This window comes from Actinomadura sp. 6K520 (genome assembly GCF_004349245.1).
GTDB lineage: Bacteria > Actinomycetota > Actinomycetes > Streptosporangiales > Streptosporangiaceae > Spirillospora.
On sequence record NZ_SMLC01000164.1, the window covers coordinates 1 to 15933 of the forward strand.

The window sequence follows — 15933 nt, forward strand, 5'->3', positions numbered from 1 at the left end:
TCAGAGACAGGGGTCGGGTCGGCCGGGGCCTCTTGGTCGCGGCGTTCTTGTTCGCGGAGGTACTCCTCGAATTCCATCGAGTGGGCCGTCGGCAGAGTGATGATGCCGGGATTGGCGTCCACGAGGAGAGTGCGGCGGCCCGTGGCGCCGGAGTGGGTGAAGACCATGGCCGTTGGTGGGAGTTCCTGGAGTTGCGGGGGTTCTACCAGGAGTTCGCGGAAGCGTTGTTTGGCCGGGGTGTCGCGGGGGCGGCGGTCCTTGACCGTGCGGCCCCAAGCGGTCGCGGAGCTGATGCCCTCGACCAGAGCTGAGTCGTCGGCAGCTGGGGCGGGGAGCGGGGACCAGACCGGGTCGGTGAGGCCGTCGCCTCGGGGGCGGGCGTAGGCGACCGTGCTGGCGTAGGTCTCCCCCGCGACGTCGAAGAGGGTTTCGCCTGCGGAGTCGGTGATCTCGGCGACGAGGAGCGGCTGGTCGGCGCCGATGTGTTCGGCTGCCACGCGGGCGTCCTCCGGGTTGCCCAGGCGCATGAAGCCTACGGCGGCGTGGCCGCGGCGGCCCAGGCGTTCGCGGACGTGGTGGGGAATCGACCGGTACATCAGGACGAGGCCGGTTCCGGTGGCCTCGCAGGCGTCTATGAGGCGGTCTAGGACGTCCCCGCGGAGCTTTTCGGAGCCGCAGAGGAAGAGGGTGTGGTCCCAGCGGCCGCCGGGTGGGGACTCCCTGATCCTGTGGGTCAGTGCCGTCGTCACGTAGGTGCCGAGGATGCGGTTGGTGAGGACGCCGGCGCGGCGGTCCATCGAGACGACGTGCAGGCGGGAGGGCGGGAGTCTTACCGGCTCGGTTGCCAGTTTCTCGAGTTTGCGGAGCTGTGCTTCCAGAGCCCAGGCGCGGCGGACGACGATGCGGTCGGTGGCGTCGCGGCCGAAGAGGGTGGCGATGCGTTCGACCTGCTCGTCGGTGAGGAGGCCGCGGCGCAGGTCGTCGCGGGGGTCGCCGACCTGGGCCAGGACGCGCAGTGCCGCGGTGATCCGCGGGATCGTCGTCTCGGGGCCGAGGACCTCGATCAGCCTTTCCAGGATGGAGTTGTCGAAGGAGAGGTCGCGGGTGCCGCCCTCCTCCTCGCCCGCGCTGACGACCAAGGAGAGCACGTCGGCCAGGGCCTCCGGGCTCAGGCCGCGGGTGAGGTCCAGGCGGGGCAGGTCGGCGGGGAGCACCCAGACGAGGGGGTCGTCGCCGCGGTCGGCGGCCAGGCGCAGGAGGTCGTGGGCGACCGCGCCCTCGGACAGGTCGATGACGGTGAGGCGCGCCCCTACCGCGAGGCGGGCCGCGCCCATGGTGGTGACGGCCGCGGACCATCCGGCGAGGGTGCCGCCGACGACGTCCACCCGGTCGACCCCGGGCGGGACGGCGACCGGGTACCACTCACGCTGGCTCTCGTACGCCGACTGGCGGCGCTCCCACTCCGACCTGGCCTTGGCGTACGCCTTCTCGTCCGCGTCGCGTTTGCGGTCGGCCTCGGCGCGTCTGCGCTCTTCCACGCGCCGCTGGTGGGCGATTCGCTCGCGGACGGCCCGCTCGTCCCGCCACAGCGACCCGCCGGTGATGGCGATGATCACCGCGCAGGCCAGGATCGCCACCCCCGCGAAGGCCCACGGGAGGATGCCCGCGGCACCGCACAGGAGGAAGAGCACGACGCCGCCGAGGGCGCCGCCGAACACGATCCGCAGCGGCAGTGCCGCCATGTGCTCGCCCGGCTGCCGCGCCGGCAGGGGCGCCGGGCCGGGGCCGGGCGGCTCGGGGCGGTCCGGGGGCGGCCCCGGGTCGGGGTGCACCTGCGCGTAACGCCAGCCCACATAGACGCGGTCGGCCTGTGTGAGCCGCGCCATCGCGGACCCGCTCGCCATGTCCGTCACGTCGAGAGACCCCTGGGAGTCGCGGGAATGAGTGGAGCGCCTGGGGGTTGCCGGGTTGGTTTCCTACACCGCACAGGGTAAAGACCTTGCCGCGTTCCTGCTCATCGTTCGACGGAACAGGTCACCAGATCACAGGTCGACCCCGTCAATTCGGTCACCAGGTCCACCTGCGGTAAAGATCGGACACCCCCGTTCCGGCCCATGACCGCATCCGGCCACGTCTGAAGAGGGCTAGGCGGGCGGCTCCGCCGACCGTGCCGCGCGCTTGGCCGCGCGAGCCTCCCGGACGAGACGTCCCGCCTCGTCCGTCGGCCCGTCGAACAGGACCCGTCCGTCGCGCATGGTGACGCCGCGATCGCACAGCCCGACGAGCATCTTGATGTCGTGCGCGACAATCACCATGGTGCGGCCCTGGCCGCGCAACTCACGGATGCGGTCCAGGCACTTCTTCCGGAACGGCGGATCTCCGACGGCCAGCACCTCGTCGATCAGGAACACGTCCGGTTCGGTGTGGGCGGCGATCGAGAACGCCAGCCGCATGAACATCCCGGACGAGTAGAACTTCACCTGGTCGTCGAGGAAGCGCTCGACGCCGGAGAAGTCCACGATGACGTCGAACTTTCGGTCGATCTCCGCCTGGGACATACCGAGGATCGCGCCGTTGAGGTAGACGTTCTCCCTGCCGGTCAACTCCGGGTGCAGTCCGGCCCCTACGTCGATCAGTCCGGCAATGCGGCCACGGACCAGTACCGACCCGGCGTCCGGGCTCATGACCCCAGAGATCATCTTGAGCAGGGTACTCTTCCCCGACCCGTTCAGACCCATCAGCGCGACGGTCTCACCCTGCTCGATGGTGAGGGACACATCGTCCAGTGCCTTGAAACGGTCGGAGAGGCTCTGCCGGCGAAGCGCCCGGACGCTCATCTCCTTGATCGACCGGGCGTGGCGCAGTGTGAAGTGCTTGGTCACCGAGTCGATGACGATCGAGGGTGCCACCGGCTACAACTCCTGGGCGAAACGCTTCTGCATGCGGGCGAACGCCGCGCGTCCCGCGAAGACCAGCAGCACGCCCACCGCCAACGAGATCCCCGCTCGCGCGTACAGATCCGGCGGGAGCGCGAAGCCCCCCTCGGTCCCCGGTAGCCAGAACGCTTCCTGGAACAGGGAGACCGCGCTCACGAGGGGATTGGCGAGATACAGGTCGAGCACCCAGTCGGGCGCGTGGGTACGCACGTGGGTCCAGGGATAGATCATCGGTACCGACCAGGTGATGACGACCAGCGAGATGTCCACGACCTGCTCCAGATCACGGAAGAACACGTTGACGGCCGCGCACAGCAGGCCGAGGCCGAATCCGAGCGTGATGATGATCGCGAACCCGAACGCGGCGGCCCCGAGACCCGCCGGGGACGGCCGCCATCCGGCGGCGACGGCACCGCCCAGCAAGATCATCATTCCGGGGACGAAATGCACCAGCGAGACCAGCACCGACGCCGTCGGGAACAGCTCACGCGGCAGGAACACCTTGCGGATGAGTGGAGCGTTTCCGGTCACCGAGCGGGTCGTCGAATGCAGCGTCTCGGTGAAGACGTTGATCAGGACCATCCCCGAGAACAGGTAGATCGCGAAGTTCTCGACCAGGCGCTCCATGCCGAGGAAGACCCCGACCACGAAGAAGTAGACCGAGAAGTGCACGGCGGGCCGCACGTACGACCAGCCGAGCCCCAGCAGCGACCCCTTGTAGCGTGCGCGCAGCTCCCGGCGTACCAGGAGCCGCAGCAGGTACCTGTGGCGGAGCGTCTGCCGCAGCCCGCCGTCCGTTCCCGGCGGCCGGAGCGGGTCCCCGTCGGCGTGGCGCCCGGAGGGGCCGAGCGCCGGGTCGGTCGCTGGCCGGTTCATCGCCGGCTGGGCCGTCATCGCCCCACGGGCCCCGATGCGCCGCCGTCTGCGGGGGCGGCGTCGGGACCGGCGGTACCGAACGTCTGCCGCCATGCTTCCGGCGAAGTCAGCTCGTCCATGGCGGACCGATAACGCGCGCTCAGCTCCGGCCACTCACGGCGAAGCCGAGTGTGCAGCAGAGACGTCCGCTTCATGATTTGCTTGAAGCGCTCCGGGTCACGCTGATACCAGGCCACACGAGTGCCGTCGGCGGAAGAGACGAGTGCGCTGTCGAACTTGGCCAGAAGCCCCCAGTGGCGGTCGATGTGCGGCACCACGGTCTGCGGGTTTCCGCGGGCGCCGGCATCCACCGGACGCAGCTGCCGGAGGGTTCCCATCATGGCGGTCGTCAGCAGGTTCACCCGGCCGCTCGGCGGCTTGGGGGTCCGGCCACGCTTGGGGGGTCTGCGCGCGCGCACCCGCGGGAACTCCTCGTGGCTGGAACGGTTCTGCGCGTCCGGGAAATCCGCCCGGAAGGCGTTGATCTCCCGCAGCTTCGTGGCGATCCCCGCGTGCATGTGGTCGGGGCCGAGCAGTACGTCCTCGATCGCCGCGACCATCAGCTCGGCCGTGGAGTACTGCATGGCCAGAGCGTGCTTCACCGAGATGATGAAGCTTTCCTTCAGGAGGTTGCCGCCCCGCTCGTAGGGCGAATGCAGCAGCGCCGTGACCAGCCGGTTGCGCTCGTGGTAGTACGCCTGCCAGTCGATGGCGTCATCCTTGTCCTGCCACGGGACGTGCCAGGCCGCCATACCGGGCAGTGACACGGTCGGGAAACCCGCCTCACCGGCCCGGACACAGTACTCGGCGTCGTCCCATTTGATGAACATCGGCATGGACAGGCCGACCTTGCGCACGACGTCGGTGGGGATCAGGCACATCCACCAGCCGTTGTAGTCCACATCGACCCGCCTGTGCAGCCACGGCGTCCGGCGCAGGCTTCCCGGGCCCTCCTTCGCCCCCAGGTGAGGGTCCGGCGCGAAGTCGTGCTCGCGATGGGTGTGGGGCGCGACATTCCACCACCAGCGGTACCGCTCGATGCACTCGCCGAAGGCGTGCAGCTGGGAACGGGCGAACAGGTTGAACATGTGCCCGCCAACGATGGTGGGAGTGCGGGCGAAGTCCGCGAACGCCACCGCGCGCAGCACCCCCTCGGATTCAGTGACCACATCGTCGTCGAGGAGCAGCACGTAGTCGCTGACCCCGGACTTGAGCGTCTCGTCCATCGCGCGGGAGAAGCCGCCCGACCCGCCGAGGTTGTCCTGCTCGATGAGCCGGAGCCGGGCACCGAGCGCCTCGGCCGCACGCGCGTAGTCGTCGGTGTCGCGGACCTTCTGCGTGCCCTGGTCGACGATGAAGATCTCGTCGACGACGTCGAGGACCTCCGGGGCGCGGGCGAGCGCAAGGAGTTGGTCGGCGCAGAAGGTCGGCCGGTTGAACGTGGTGATGCCGAGGCTGACGCGGCCCTGGCGAACGTGACCGGCCTCGGCGCACCAGTCCGCGCGCTCCAGGACGGCATCCCGCTCTCCCGCCAGGATGTCCATCCAGTACCAACCGCCGTCCATGAACGGGCTGAGCGTCAGCCGGATGCTCTTTTCGTGGACGTCGTCTTCACGGAGGTGGTCGACTTTGCGGGCGATGCTGTTGTCAGCCTCGTCGCCGTCCATCCTGGCGGAATCCACCCGCTGTACGTGGCCCTTGGCACTGGACCGGTAGACGATGACGGTCGCCTGGCCACGTATCCGGACCCGCAGGGTCACCTCGTCCACCGATGTCCAGCGCCGCCAGTAGCTGGCCGGGAAGGCGTTGAAGTATGTGGCGAACGACAACCGCCGCCCCGCCGGGACCACGACGCTGCGACGCCCCACGATCTCGCTGAGGCGTGTCCCAGTGACGCCGTCCGGCTTCGGGCGTCCCTCCTCGGCGGTGAACGTTCCGGCACCGCGCCCGATCTCGCCTTCGACGTAGAGCTTGAGGACGTCGAGGTCGCGATCCGCGGGCAGCACTACGCGCTGCAAGATGCGCAGGTCACGGCCGGCGCCGCGTGTCCCGGGGTGCTGGGCCTGGTCGGTCACTCGTCCATACCTCCACTGATGAGACGCGCACCCTCGGTGAAATGGGGACGCAGCCGGTTGTCGACCATGCTGAGCGCGCTGGCGATGGCCATGTGCATATCGAGGTACTTGTACGTCCCGAGGCGGCCGCCGAACAATACGCCCTCCTCGGCGGCGATGAGCTTCCGGTACGCGCCCAGACGCTCACGGTCCTTCTGTGTGTTGATCGGGTAGTACGGCTCGTCTCCGCGTTCCGCGAACCGGGAATACTCCCGCATGATGACGGTCCGGTCGGCGGGATACCTGTTGTGGCGTTCCGGGTGGAAATGCCGGAACTCGTGGATGCGGGTATAGGGAACGTCCTCGTCGGCGTAGTTCATCACCGGGGCCCCCTGGAAGTCGCCGGTCTCCTTGACCTCCGTTTCGAAGTCGAGGGTCCGCCAGCCCAGTTCTCCCTCCGCGTGGTCGAAGTAGCGGTCGAGCGGACCGGTGAAGACGACCGGGACGTTGCCGACAACGTCGTCGCGCAGATCGAAGAAGTCGGTGTTCAGCCGTATCTCGATGTTCGGGTGGTCGGCCATCCGCTCCAGCCAGGCGGTGTAGCCGTCGACCGGAAGACCCTCGTAGGTGTCGTTGAAGTACCGGTTGTCGAAGGTGTACCGCACCGGAAGCCGGGTGATGACCGCGGCCGGCAGGTCACGGGGGTCGGTCTGCCATTGCTTGGCGGTGTAGCCACGGATGAAAGCTTCGTACAGCGGGCGCCCGACCAGGGAGATCGCCTTCTCCTCCAGGTTCGCCGGGTGGGTGATCTCCGCGGCCTGCTCGGCGATCATCGCGCGTGCCTCGCCGGGGGTGACCGCGCGGCCGAAGTACGCGCAGATGGTGCCGAGATTGATCGGCATCGGATAGATCTGGTCGCGGTACCGGGAGTACACGTGGTGCCGGTAGCCGGTGAAGGCGGTGAAACGGTTGACGTACTCCCACACCCGCTCGTTGGACGTGTGAAAGAGGTGTGCGCCATAGCGGTGGATCTCGATGCCGGTCTCCGCGTCATCCTCGCTGTAGGCGTTCCCTCCGATGTGACCACGCCGGTCCAGGACCAGCACGCGCAGGTCCATCTCGGCGGCGCATCGTTCGGCGACCGTCAGGCCGAACAGGCCGCTGCCGGCCACCACAAGGTCAGCGTTCATCGAACAGCGCTCATCTCCGTGCGGGAGCGTGCGGAAGACCCGCTATGTGTGTGCCGGTAGCGGGTCGACTGGTACGGATTGGGCTAAGATACCCGCGTTTTGATCGCTACCGAGGCAGGAACCCAGGATCGCGGTGGTCTCTCCCATTGCCGAGAGCGCGCGACCGCGTGCCCGGCCGGTGATCTTCCTTCACGTCGGGGCGGCGAAGAGCGGCACGACGTATCTGCAGAACGTTCTCTGGCATAACCGCGACCGGCTGCGTGAGCGCGGCGTCCTCTATCCGGGTGCGGACAGGGCCGCACATGTCAGGGCCGCTTTCGATCTGCGCCGGACGTTCTTCGCCAATGCGTCCGACCCCCAGGTTCCGGGCGCCTGGCAGCGGCTGGTCGAGGAGGTCCGCGACTGGCACGGCGACGCGATCATCTCCCAGGAGCTGTTCGCGCCGGCTCGCCACAGTTACGTCCGCAGGGCCATGGCGGACCTCGATTTCGCCGAGGTGCACGTGGTCTTCACCACGCGGGACCTCGCCCGGCAGATCCCGGCGCACTGGCAGGAGGACATCAAGAACCGGTTCGACACCTCGTTCAGCGAGTTCATGAGGAACGTCAAACGCCCCAACTGGCTCGGATTCGAGATCTCTCGCCTCTTCTGGACGCTGCAAGATCCGGTCTACATTCTGGAGCGGTGGGCCATGGACCTGCCGCCCGAGCGGGTGCACATAGTGACGCTGCCCCGCCCCGGCGCTCCCCGCGACCTGCTCTGGCAGCGTTTCTGCACGGCCGTCCGTCTCTCCCCGAACGACTACGACCTCGCCGCCCCGTTCGAGAACCCGTCCCTCGGCCTCGCCGAGACCCAGTTCCTGCTGCGCCTCAACACGGCGCTCGACAAAGACCGGCTGGGGTGGCACTTCTACAACGAAGAGGTCAAGCTCTTTCTGGCCCAGCAGGTCCTGGCGTCCCGGCCCGCGGCGGCGAAGACCGTGCTGCCCGCCGAGCATCTTCCATGGGCTGTGGAGCGATCCGGTCAGATGGTCGAGGGGTTGCGCGCCGCCGGCTACCACGTCGTTGGCGATCTCGACGAGCTGATCCCCGCGCCCGGGCGGGGATCGACGACCAATCCCGATGATCCGCGCTGGGCGGACGTCGCGGACGTCGGCATGGAGGCGATCACAGCGCTGCTCCAGCGGCTCCGCGACGAGGAGGACCACGCCGCACACGTCGAGGGGGCGGAGCTACCCTTGCGCGACCAACTGGACGCGATGAGCTCGCAGGCCGGGCGGCTGCGCGAGCTGACCGGCGTCCTCGCCGGTGAATCCGTCCCGCTCACCCGCCGGGCCGTCCGCAAGGTCGGCAGGCGCTACCCCGCCGTCCGGCGGCTGCACGGTGCCTACCGGCGGCTGCACCGCCTAGGCGGCCGCTCCGACCGCGATGAGAACAGGAGGTGACCCGTCCCATGGAAGACGAGGGGAAGACCGTTTACCTGCACGTCGGGGCGCCCACCGCCGGTACCGCGTTCCTGCACCAGGCACTGTGGCTTAACCGGCGGCGCCTCGGCCATGCCGGCGTCTGCTACCCGCTGACCGGCCCCATGCAGCATTTCGGCGCCGTGATGGATCTGCGGGAGATGAGCTGGGGCGGCCATCGTGACCCCGCCTGGGAGGGCACCTGGGACCGCGTTGCACAGCGCGTCCGCGACTGGAACGGGCACACGGCGGTCTTCTCCCACGGTCTGCTGGGCGGCGCGGACGAGCAGCAGGTGCGACGGGCCGTGAAGTCGCTGGAGCCCGCCGAAGTGCACGTCGTGTTCGTGACCCGCGACCTGGGCTGGCAGCTCATCTGTGACTGGCAGGAACAGATCCGGCACAACCACACCGTCACCTTCGAACGGTTCGTGGACGACCTGGTCACCCTTGGCATCGACGCACCGAAGCCCTATGGGGAGATGTTCTGGGGATTGCACGACCCGGTACGGGTGCTGAAGACATGGGAGTCGGCCGTGCCGAGTCACCGCATCCACGTGGTGTCGCTGCCACCGCCTGGCGCGGGCACAGGCACGTTGTGGAGCCGCTTCTGCACCGTCGCCGGCATCGACCCCACGGTGTGCGACGTCGGCGGCATCGAAGACGAGGAGTCGATGTCCGCGATCGAGGCCGAGGTCCTGCGCCGGCTCAACGGCAGGCTCGGCACCGCCCTGGGCGGCGACTACGAGCGCGTGGTTCGCGCGCACCTGCTCGGAAACGGCCTGACGGCGGGCACCGACGCGATTGGCCGCGTCCCGATGGGCCTGCCACCCCGGCACCTGGCGTGGGCGGCCGAACGGACCCGGCTGCTCGCCGAGGCGTTGCGCGCCGCCGGTTACGAGGTGGTCGGCGACCTCGGCGAGCTGACGACGTCCGGACCGCCCGATGAGGGAACCATGCTGCCCGGTGAGGTGCCGGACGACCAGATCGCGGCGGTGTCCCTCGGTGTGACCGCATACCTGCTGGAACGGTTGAACGCGGTTCGCGACCAGATCGGGCTCGCGCACCTGCACGGGCAACTCGGCGATGTCCGCGAGAATCTGGACCGGCTTCTGGATGCGGCCGCGTCCCCGCAGACGGGACTGCAGCGGGCCGCCCGCCGCGCCGCCGGGAGGCGCAACCCATGAAACCGGCGCCGGGGGCTCGCGCGGACGTGTCGGTCGCGGCGGTGGTCGTCACCTACAACCGTCGTGAACTCCTGGCCGAGGCGCTCACGGCGGTCGGCGCGCAGACGCGCGCGCCGAACCGGATCGTGGTGGTGGACAACGCCTCGACGGACGGCACCGCGACCATGGTGGCGGAGCGTTTCCCGGACGTCGACATGCTGCGTCTACCCCGGAACCTGGGCGGGGCCGGTGGATTCAGCGCCGGCATCACCCGCGCCCTGGACGGCGGCGCCGCTCTCCTCTGGCTGTTGGACGACGACACCGTGCCCGAACCCGATGCCCTACAGACGCTCCTCACGGCCAGGATGAGAGCCGCAACGGGCCACGACGGCCCGCCCGCCCTGGTGGCGAGCCGCGTCGTGTGGACCGATGGACGCGACCATCCGATGAACACGCCGCGTCCCAAGCCCCGGGCTACGGCGGCAGAGCAGCGAACAGCCCGCACGGCCGGCTGTGTGCCGATCCGCTCCGCCTCCTTCGTCTCGGTGGTGGTGGACGCGGCGGCGATACGGGACCGCGGGCTGCCGATCGCCGACTACTTTCTCTGGAACGACGACTTCGAGTTCACCACACGGCTGCTACGCGGCCGTCGTGGGGTTCTCTGCCCGGAGAGCGTCGCGGTGCACAAGACCAGGGAGTTCGGCGGGACGGACGCCGATCCCGGCGACCGGTTCTTCTACGAGGTCCGTAACAAGATCTGGCTGTTCACCGGCAGCTCCGGCCTTGCGCCGCCGGAACGCGTCCTGTACGCCGGCTCCACGCTCAGGCGGTGGTCGCGCACGTTCGTCTCGTCCTCGGACCGGACGGTGCTGCGCCGCGCCCTGCTGCGCGGGATCCGGGAGGGGCTGTTCACGCGGCCGAAGCCGACCGAGGCGCTGCTGCGCGAGGTCGGCGTGGAGGTGCGTGCCGAGCATGTGAGGCCCTACGCCGGACGCCGTCGTGGACGCCGCTAGACCGAAGGAGGGTCCGCCGGGGCCCTCGCGATGGCTCGGCGGACGCACGATGCCCCTCGTTCCGGCTGCCACCGCGCTCGCCATCGCCCTTACGGGTATCCGGGGCCCGTCGTTCTGGCTGGACGAGGCCGCGACGGTCAGCATGACCGGTCGGCCGGTCCGGGAAATGCTGCGCGTGTTCGGTCACCTCGACCTGGTCCACGCCCTCTACTACTTGGTCATGCGGCCGTGGGTCGTACTGTTCGGCACCGGGGAGCTGTCGCTGCGGCTGCCGAGCGCTCTCGCGACCGCGATGGCGGCCGCGGGCATCGCCGTCATCGGCCGGCGCTGCCTGAGCCCGGCGGCCGGGCTGCTGGCTGGTCTCATGTACGGCTGCGCGGTACCCGTCACGCGCTACGCACAGGAGGCGCGCTCGTACGCGATGGTGACGGCGGTCGCCGTCCTCGGCACGTACCTGCTCGTCAGGGGCATGCGCGACGATGGGCGGCACCCATGGCGCTGGTTCGCCGGGTACGGCCTGGCGATCGTCGTGCTGGGCCTGCTCAATCTCAACGCCGTGTTCCTGGTCCCCGCGCATGCCGTAACACTCCTGACGGTGTCTTCCAAGGCCGCCGGAACCTGGATCCGCTGGGCGGTCGCGGCCGGTCTCGCGGCGGCGGCGCTGGTCCCGTTCGCACTGGCCGCGCACGGTCAGGAGTTCCAGGTGGAGTGGCTTCCCGAACCGTCCGGGAAGATGGTGTGGACGCTGGTGCGGTTCATGGCGGGCGGCCCGGGGATGGTGGTCCCCGTTCTCCTGCTGGCGCTCGTTGGCGCGTTCACCGGGTTCGTCACCCACGAAACCCGCTCGCTCACCGCCGTGGCGCTGCCCTGGCTAGTGGTGCCGCCGACGCTCATGCTCGTGGCGTCACTGCTGGACGAGCCCCTCTTCATGTACCGGTACGCAGTGTTCTGCCTGCCCGCCCTTGCGCTGCTGACCGGGGCGGGGCTGGCTCGTCTCGCCTCGCTCGGACGACCCGCCCTCGGCGGGATCGCCCTGGCCGCGGCCGTGGCGGTAGTGGCCGTCCCGTCCCTGCCGAGACACGATGCCATCAGGCGGCAGGACAGTAGGCCGGACGACCTGAGAACACCGGCGGAGGTCCTGCGGAGCAAGGCGCAGGATGGTGACGTCCTCGTCCATCTCGCGGGAGTCGTGCGGTGGGGGGCGTCCGCGTACCCGGACGCCTACCGCCGACCGCAGGACGTAGGTCTTCGCAAGACTCCGGTGCACGCCGCCAACCTGAAGGGAAGGGACAAGTACCCACGCCAACTGCGCCGACCGCTCCAGGCGGCTTCACGCGTGTGGGTGATGAGCAGCAGGTCCCTCGGCCGACCACTCGCGCCTCCGGTGAAGCGGCGGATGGAGATCATCCGGGAGATGGGGCCCTGGCGGGTCGCGGGAACGTGGAAGTACCGGGGCGGGAAGCTGACTCTGTACGTACGGACAGAGCCCTACCGCAGTTCGAGGTAGTCGAACTGCCCCCGGCCACCGTCCATTCTGCGCAGGCCGAGCGTGTTCCAGCCCGCCGCAAGCTGTACTTTCGCCGTAGCGGACCTCCATTCGGCCCCAGTCGTGGTGGCCAACCGCAATGACGCCGCGGCATAGCCGTTCACCGACAACTCCAGATCAGAGTCCTGCCCGGAGCGGTTGGCATACCGCGCATCCACCGAGTACGAGCCTTCGGCGGGCGCGAACACGGACACGTCCACCCGGCAGTCGTCGCGGGCGAACGGTCCGATGGCGGCGTGGCCCGACGCGTGCTCCCGCCCCAGCGCTGAGACACAGCCGTTCAGCCGTGCTCGTTCCGCCTCGTATCGGACTGTGACGCCCCGGACGGCGGGACGGGCGCCGTCCCATCCGAGCCGGGCGATGTACATCCCCCGGGTCACCTTCGATTCGTCGTGATAGTCCAGGATGCCGTGAAAAACAAGGTAGTCACCGGTCTCATCGGTGAGGACGTCCGCGCTCCCCGGCCCCTCGATCCCGCCCCGGTACGCCTCGGTGGACTGCAGCGGCGCGGTGGCCTTCTCGTACGGCCCCTCGATTGAGGACGCCACCGCGTAGCGAGTCTGGTAATTCGGCTGGAAATACCAGCCGGACGAGTAGAACAGCACGTACTTACCGCCTCGCCGGACCAGGTCGGGGGCCTCCACCAGCACGGGCTCACCGGCACCACGGCCCATGATCCGCTTCGGCTCACCGGCCAGGCTCAGCCCGTCCGGGTTCAGGCTGACGAGGTGGATCGCCGCCGTCTCCCGGCCGTCGGTCTTGTACAGCAGGTAACGAGCGCCGTCCGTGTCGATGTACGACGCCGCGTCGATGGCGCCGCCCAGGTCCAGCGGGCAAACCAGCGGCTCTCCCGCCGACGGAACGAACGGACCCGCCGGTGAGGACGCCGTGGCGGCGCCGATGCACTGGTGATCGCTGTCCTTACGGCGCGCGGTGAAGTACAGCACGTACGTACGGGAGCCGTCGCGCGGCGGGACGACCTCGGGCGCCCAGGTCCAGCCCTGCGCGGCCCACGCCGGGAGGTGGGCGAGCCCGTCGCCCGGCGCCGACCGCCACGGTCCGGTGGGCGAGGGCGCCGTGGCGACGGGCATGATCGCGTCCGCGTTGTTAGTGCCGTACGCGAAGTACGTACCCGCGACCTTGATCACGGTGGGGTCCGCGAACGATCCCTCGAGAACCGGCTCCACCGGCGAGTAACCCGGCGGATCGACCGGCAGGGGGGTTCCCGCAGGGCTGGGCAACGGCGGCTCGGAGGCTCCGGGAGAATTCTGCGCGGCGGCCACCTCCTCCCCGCCGGGCGAGGGTCCCAAGGAGACGGCGAGCCCGACGACCAGCGCCACGAGCGCACTGATCGCGACCCCGGTGACCAGCGGCGCCAGCGCCCGCGCACCTTCCACCACCCTCCTCATAGCACCCGCATCATGCCAACACCCTCCACACAACGGCCAACCCTCTCCAGATACGCAAAGCACCCACCGGCTGGTTACGCTTTCCCGGACCGGCATCACAAGGGAGAGGCGGACGTTGATCCGACACCGGCGGCTCACAGCCGTACTCTGCCTGGTCACCGCGCTGGGGCTGAGCGGTTGCTTCATGCAACCGGGCACGCGTTCCGGCGGCCCGGATCCCACCGAGGCCCCGAAAAGGCCGAACATCGTGTTCGTTCTCACCGACGACCTTTCGTGGAACCTCGTCGCACACATGCCCCAGGTCCTGCAGATGCAGCAGGACGGGCTCACGTTCCGAAACTTCCTCATGTCGGACTCACTGTGCTGCACGTCACGCGCCACGATCTTCACCGGCAAGTACCCGCACAACACCGGCGTCCGCACCAACTTCCCGCCCGACGGCGGCTACAAGGTCTTCAAGGCCAAGGGCGGTGAGGACGCCTCGTTCGCTCCGGCCCTGCAGAAGGCCGGCTACCGGACCGCGCTGCTCGGCAAGTACATGAACGGCTACCACCCGAAAGACACCCACGGCGGGACGGCACCGTACGTTCCTCCGGGCTGGAGCGAGTGGTACGTCGCCGGCTACGGATACCCCGGGTACGACTACAACTTGAACGAGAACGGCTCCCTCGTCCGCTACGGGCGGACGCCGCAGGACTACATGACCGACGTCCTCGCGAACAAGGGAGTCGAGTTCATCAAGCGGGCGACCGGTTCGTCCCAGCCGTTCTTCATCGAGATCGCGACGTTCGCGCCGCACGGCCCGTTCGTTCCGGCGCCGAGGCACGCCCGCCTGTTCGGCGATCTCAAGGCGCCCCGGCCGCCGTCGTTCAATGAAGCGGACGTCCGCGACAAACCATCTTGGCTACGGTCGCGCCCCAAACTGGACACGAGCGGAATCCACCGCATCGACCGGGGCTTCCGCGATCGGGTCCGCATGGTCCGGTCGGTGGACGAGATGGTCGGCCGGATCCGGACAACCCTGAAGGAACTCGACCGGGAGCGCGACACCTATGTGATCTTTGGTTCGGACAACGGCTTCCACATGGGGGAGCACCGGCTGGCCGGGGGCAAGATGACCCCGTACGACAGCGACATCCGCGTGCCGTTCATGGTCACCGGCCCGGACGTCCCCCCGGGGCGCCGGGTCGCGGAACCGGCGCAGAACACCGACCTGGCGCCGACGTTCCTCGAACTCGCCGGAGTGGAACCGCCGCCCTCGACCGACGGCCGCTCGCTCGCACCGTTCCTGCGCGGCGTCACGCCACCGGGCTGGCGCCAGACCGCGCTGATCGAGCACGTCAAGCCACCGCCGTCCCCGCAGGACCCCGACCGGCAGGACTCCGCCCCCGGAGCGCCGACGACCTATAACGCCCTGCGCAACGACGACTTGCTCTACGTGGAATACGAGAACGGGGAACGCGAATACTATGACCGCGCCCGCGACCCCCAGGAGCGGAACAACCTCTACGGCACGCTGCCGGAGCAGCGGCGGCGGCACCTCTCGGGTCTGCTGTACGCGCTGACCCGTTGCTCCGGTGCGGGCTGCACCGCCGCGGGCCGCAGCCGCTGAGGGGGTTGCGCCCCTTATGCGCCGCTATCATCGCTGACTGACTGCGGATGCGCAGCGACACATGAACAGAGCCGATGCGGGGAGAGCGGGTGTGACTGCAACCGGAAAGCCGGATGACGACCACGCGGTGGAGCGTCCCGAACCCGGGCAGCCGGCTCAGGCCCCGCCGCCGCCGCAGTGGCTGGACGACCGGCAGCCCTCGGCCACCCCCCTGCTTCCCGGGGACGACACCGACCAGGACGATCCGGAAGCCACCGCCTCGGACACCGACCGCCCGGCGGTCGGTGCTCCGGAGGACGACGACGAAGCCGAGATGGTCGACCGCACCGTCAGCGACCGCACGGTCTCCGACTTCGACCTCGACGAGTCGTCGCGCACCGTGGTCGTCCCCGGCCGTTCGCCCGCGGCAAGCACGGACGACCTACGGACGGAGGAGTCACAGGAGGACGCGGCAGGAGAACGGCGTGAGGAGATGGGCCAGCCCGCTCCTCCGCCTCCCCCCATGGCCACGTCCACGGACATTCCTGCTCCGCCGCCTTTCCCGTACGGACAGGAAGTCTCCGGCGCAGCGCAGGCGCAGCCCCCCGCGCCCCCGCCCTTCCCGTACGGGCAGGAGATCCCGGACGCCACCCG

The 15933-nt window shown here is 69.3% G+C and carries 11 protein-coding genes and 1 pseudogene; 6 read left to right on the plus strand and 6 right to left on the minus strand.

Features of this window, described 5'->3' with window-relative positions:
- The 5 genes from E1289_RS30175 to glf all read right to left on the minus strand — a co-directional run.
- Window positions 1-1904: hypothetical protein (locus E1289_RS30175; RefSeq protein ID WP_165970663.1), on the minus strand; the 1904-nt coding region annotated here is incomplete at its 3' end.
- Between the two features lie 240 nt (window positions 1905-2144).
- Window positions 2145-2909 (minus strand): ABC transporter ATP-binding protein, encoded by a 765-nt coding sequence (locus tag E1289_RS30180; RefSeq protein WP_243713245.1) that lies wholly within the window; start codon window positions 2907-2909, stop codon window positions 2145-2147.
- Between the two features lie 3 nt (window positions 2910-2912).
- Window positions 2913-3830 carry an ABC transporter permease gene (locus E1289_RS30185; RefSeq protein ID WP_243713246.1) on the minus strand — a complete coding sequence of 306 codons (918 nt, stop codon included), beginning with the start codon at window positions 3828-3830 and terminating at the stop codon, window positions 2913-2915.
- On the minus strand, window positions 3827-5926 hold the full coding sequence (locus tag E1289_RS30190; protein ID WP_243713247.1) for a glycosyltransferase: 2100 nt from the start codon (window positions 5924-5926) through the stop codon (window positions 3827-3829). The genes E1289_RS30185 and E1289_RS30190 overlap by 4 nt, the downstream gene beginning before the upstream one ends.
- Entirely contained in the window at window positions 5923-7095 is a 1173-nt protein-coding gene (gene glf, locus E1289_RS30195; protein WP_131986245.1) for a UDP-galactopyranose mutase, read from the minus strand. Before glf ends, E1289_RS30190 begins: the two co-directional genes overlap by 4 nt.
- A 133-nt stretch (window positions 7096-7228) precedes the next feature.
- Between glf and E1289_RS30200 the strand changes: the two genes are divergently transcribed.
- From E1289_RS30200 to E1289_RS30215, 4 genes are read left to right on the plus strand one after another with little or no spacing between them, the layout of a single operon-like run.
- Window positions 7229-8539: a hypothetical protein gene (locus tag E1289_RS30200; protein WP_165970664.1), complete on the plus strand. Its 1311-nt coding sequence runs from the start codon at window positions 7229-7231 to the stop codon at window positions 8537-8539.
- Between the two features lie 8 nt (window positions 8540-8547).
- Window positions 8548-9741 (plus strand): hypothetical protein, encoded by a 1194-nt coding sequence (locus tag E1289_RS30205; RefSeq protein ID WP_131986249.1) that lies wholly within the window; start codon window positions 8548-8550, stop codon window positions 9739-9741.
- Complete coding sequence (locus tag E1289_RS30210) at window positions 9738-10733, plus strand: glycosyltransferase family 2 protein (RefSeq protein ID WP_131986251.1); 996 nt, start codon at window positions 9738-9740, stop codon at window positions 10731-10733. Before E1289_RS30205 ends, E1289_RS30210 begins: the two co-directional genes overlap by 4 nt.
- Before the next feature lie 49 nt (window positions 10734-10782).
- Window positions 10783-12240: a glycosyltransferase family 39 protein gene (locus E1289_RS30215; protein WP_131986253.1), complete on the plus strand. Its 1458-nt coding sequence runs from the start codon at window positions 10783-10785 to the stop codon at window positions 12238-12240.
- Here the strand turns inward: E1289_RS30215 and E1289_RS30220 are convergent.
- A complete protein-coding gene (locus E1289_RS30220) occupies window positions 12222-13676 on the minus strand; it encodes a family 43 glycosylhydrolase (RefSeq protein ID WP_165970665.1) in 1455 nt (484 codons plus the stop codon). The two genes, E1289_RS30215 and E1289_RS30220, sit on opposite strands and share 19 nt — an antisense overlap.
- A 259-nt stretch (window positions 13677-13935) precedes the next feature.
- Between E1289_RS30220 and E1289_RS30225 the strand changes: the two genes are divergently transcribed.
- A complete protein-coding gene (locus E1289_RS30225) occupies window positions 13936-15300 on the plus strand; it encodes a sulfatase (protein ID WP_165970666.1) in 1365 nt (454 codons plus the stop codon).
- Between the two features lie 91 nt (window positions 15301-15391).
- Window positions 15392-15933 (plus strand): annotated as a pseudogene (locus E1289_RS30230) (hypothetical protein); the annotation flags it as partial.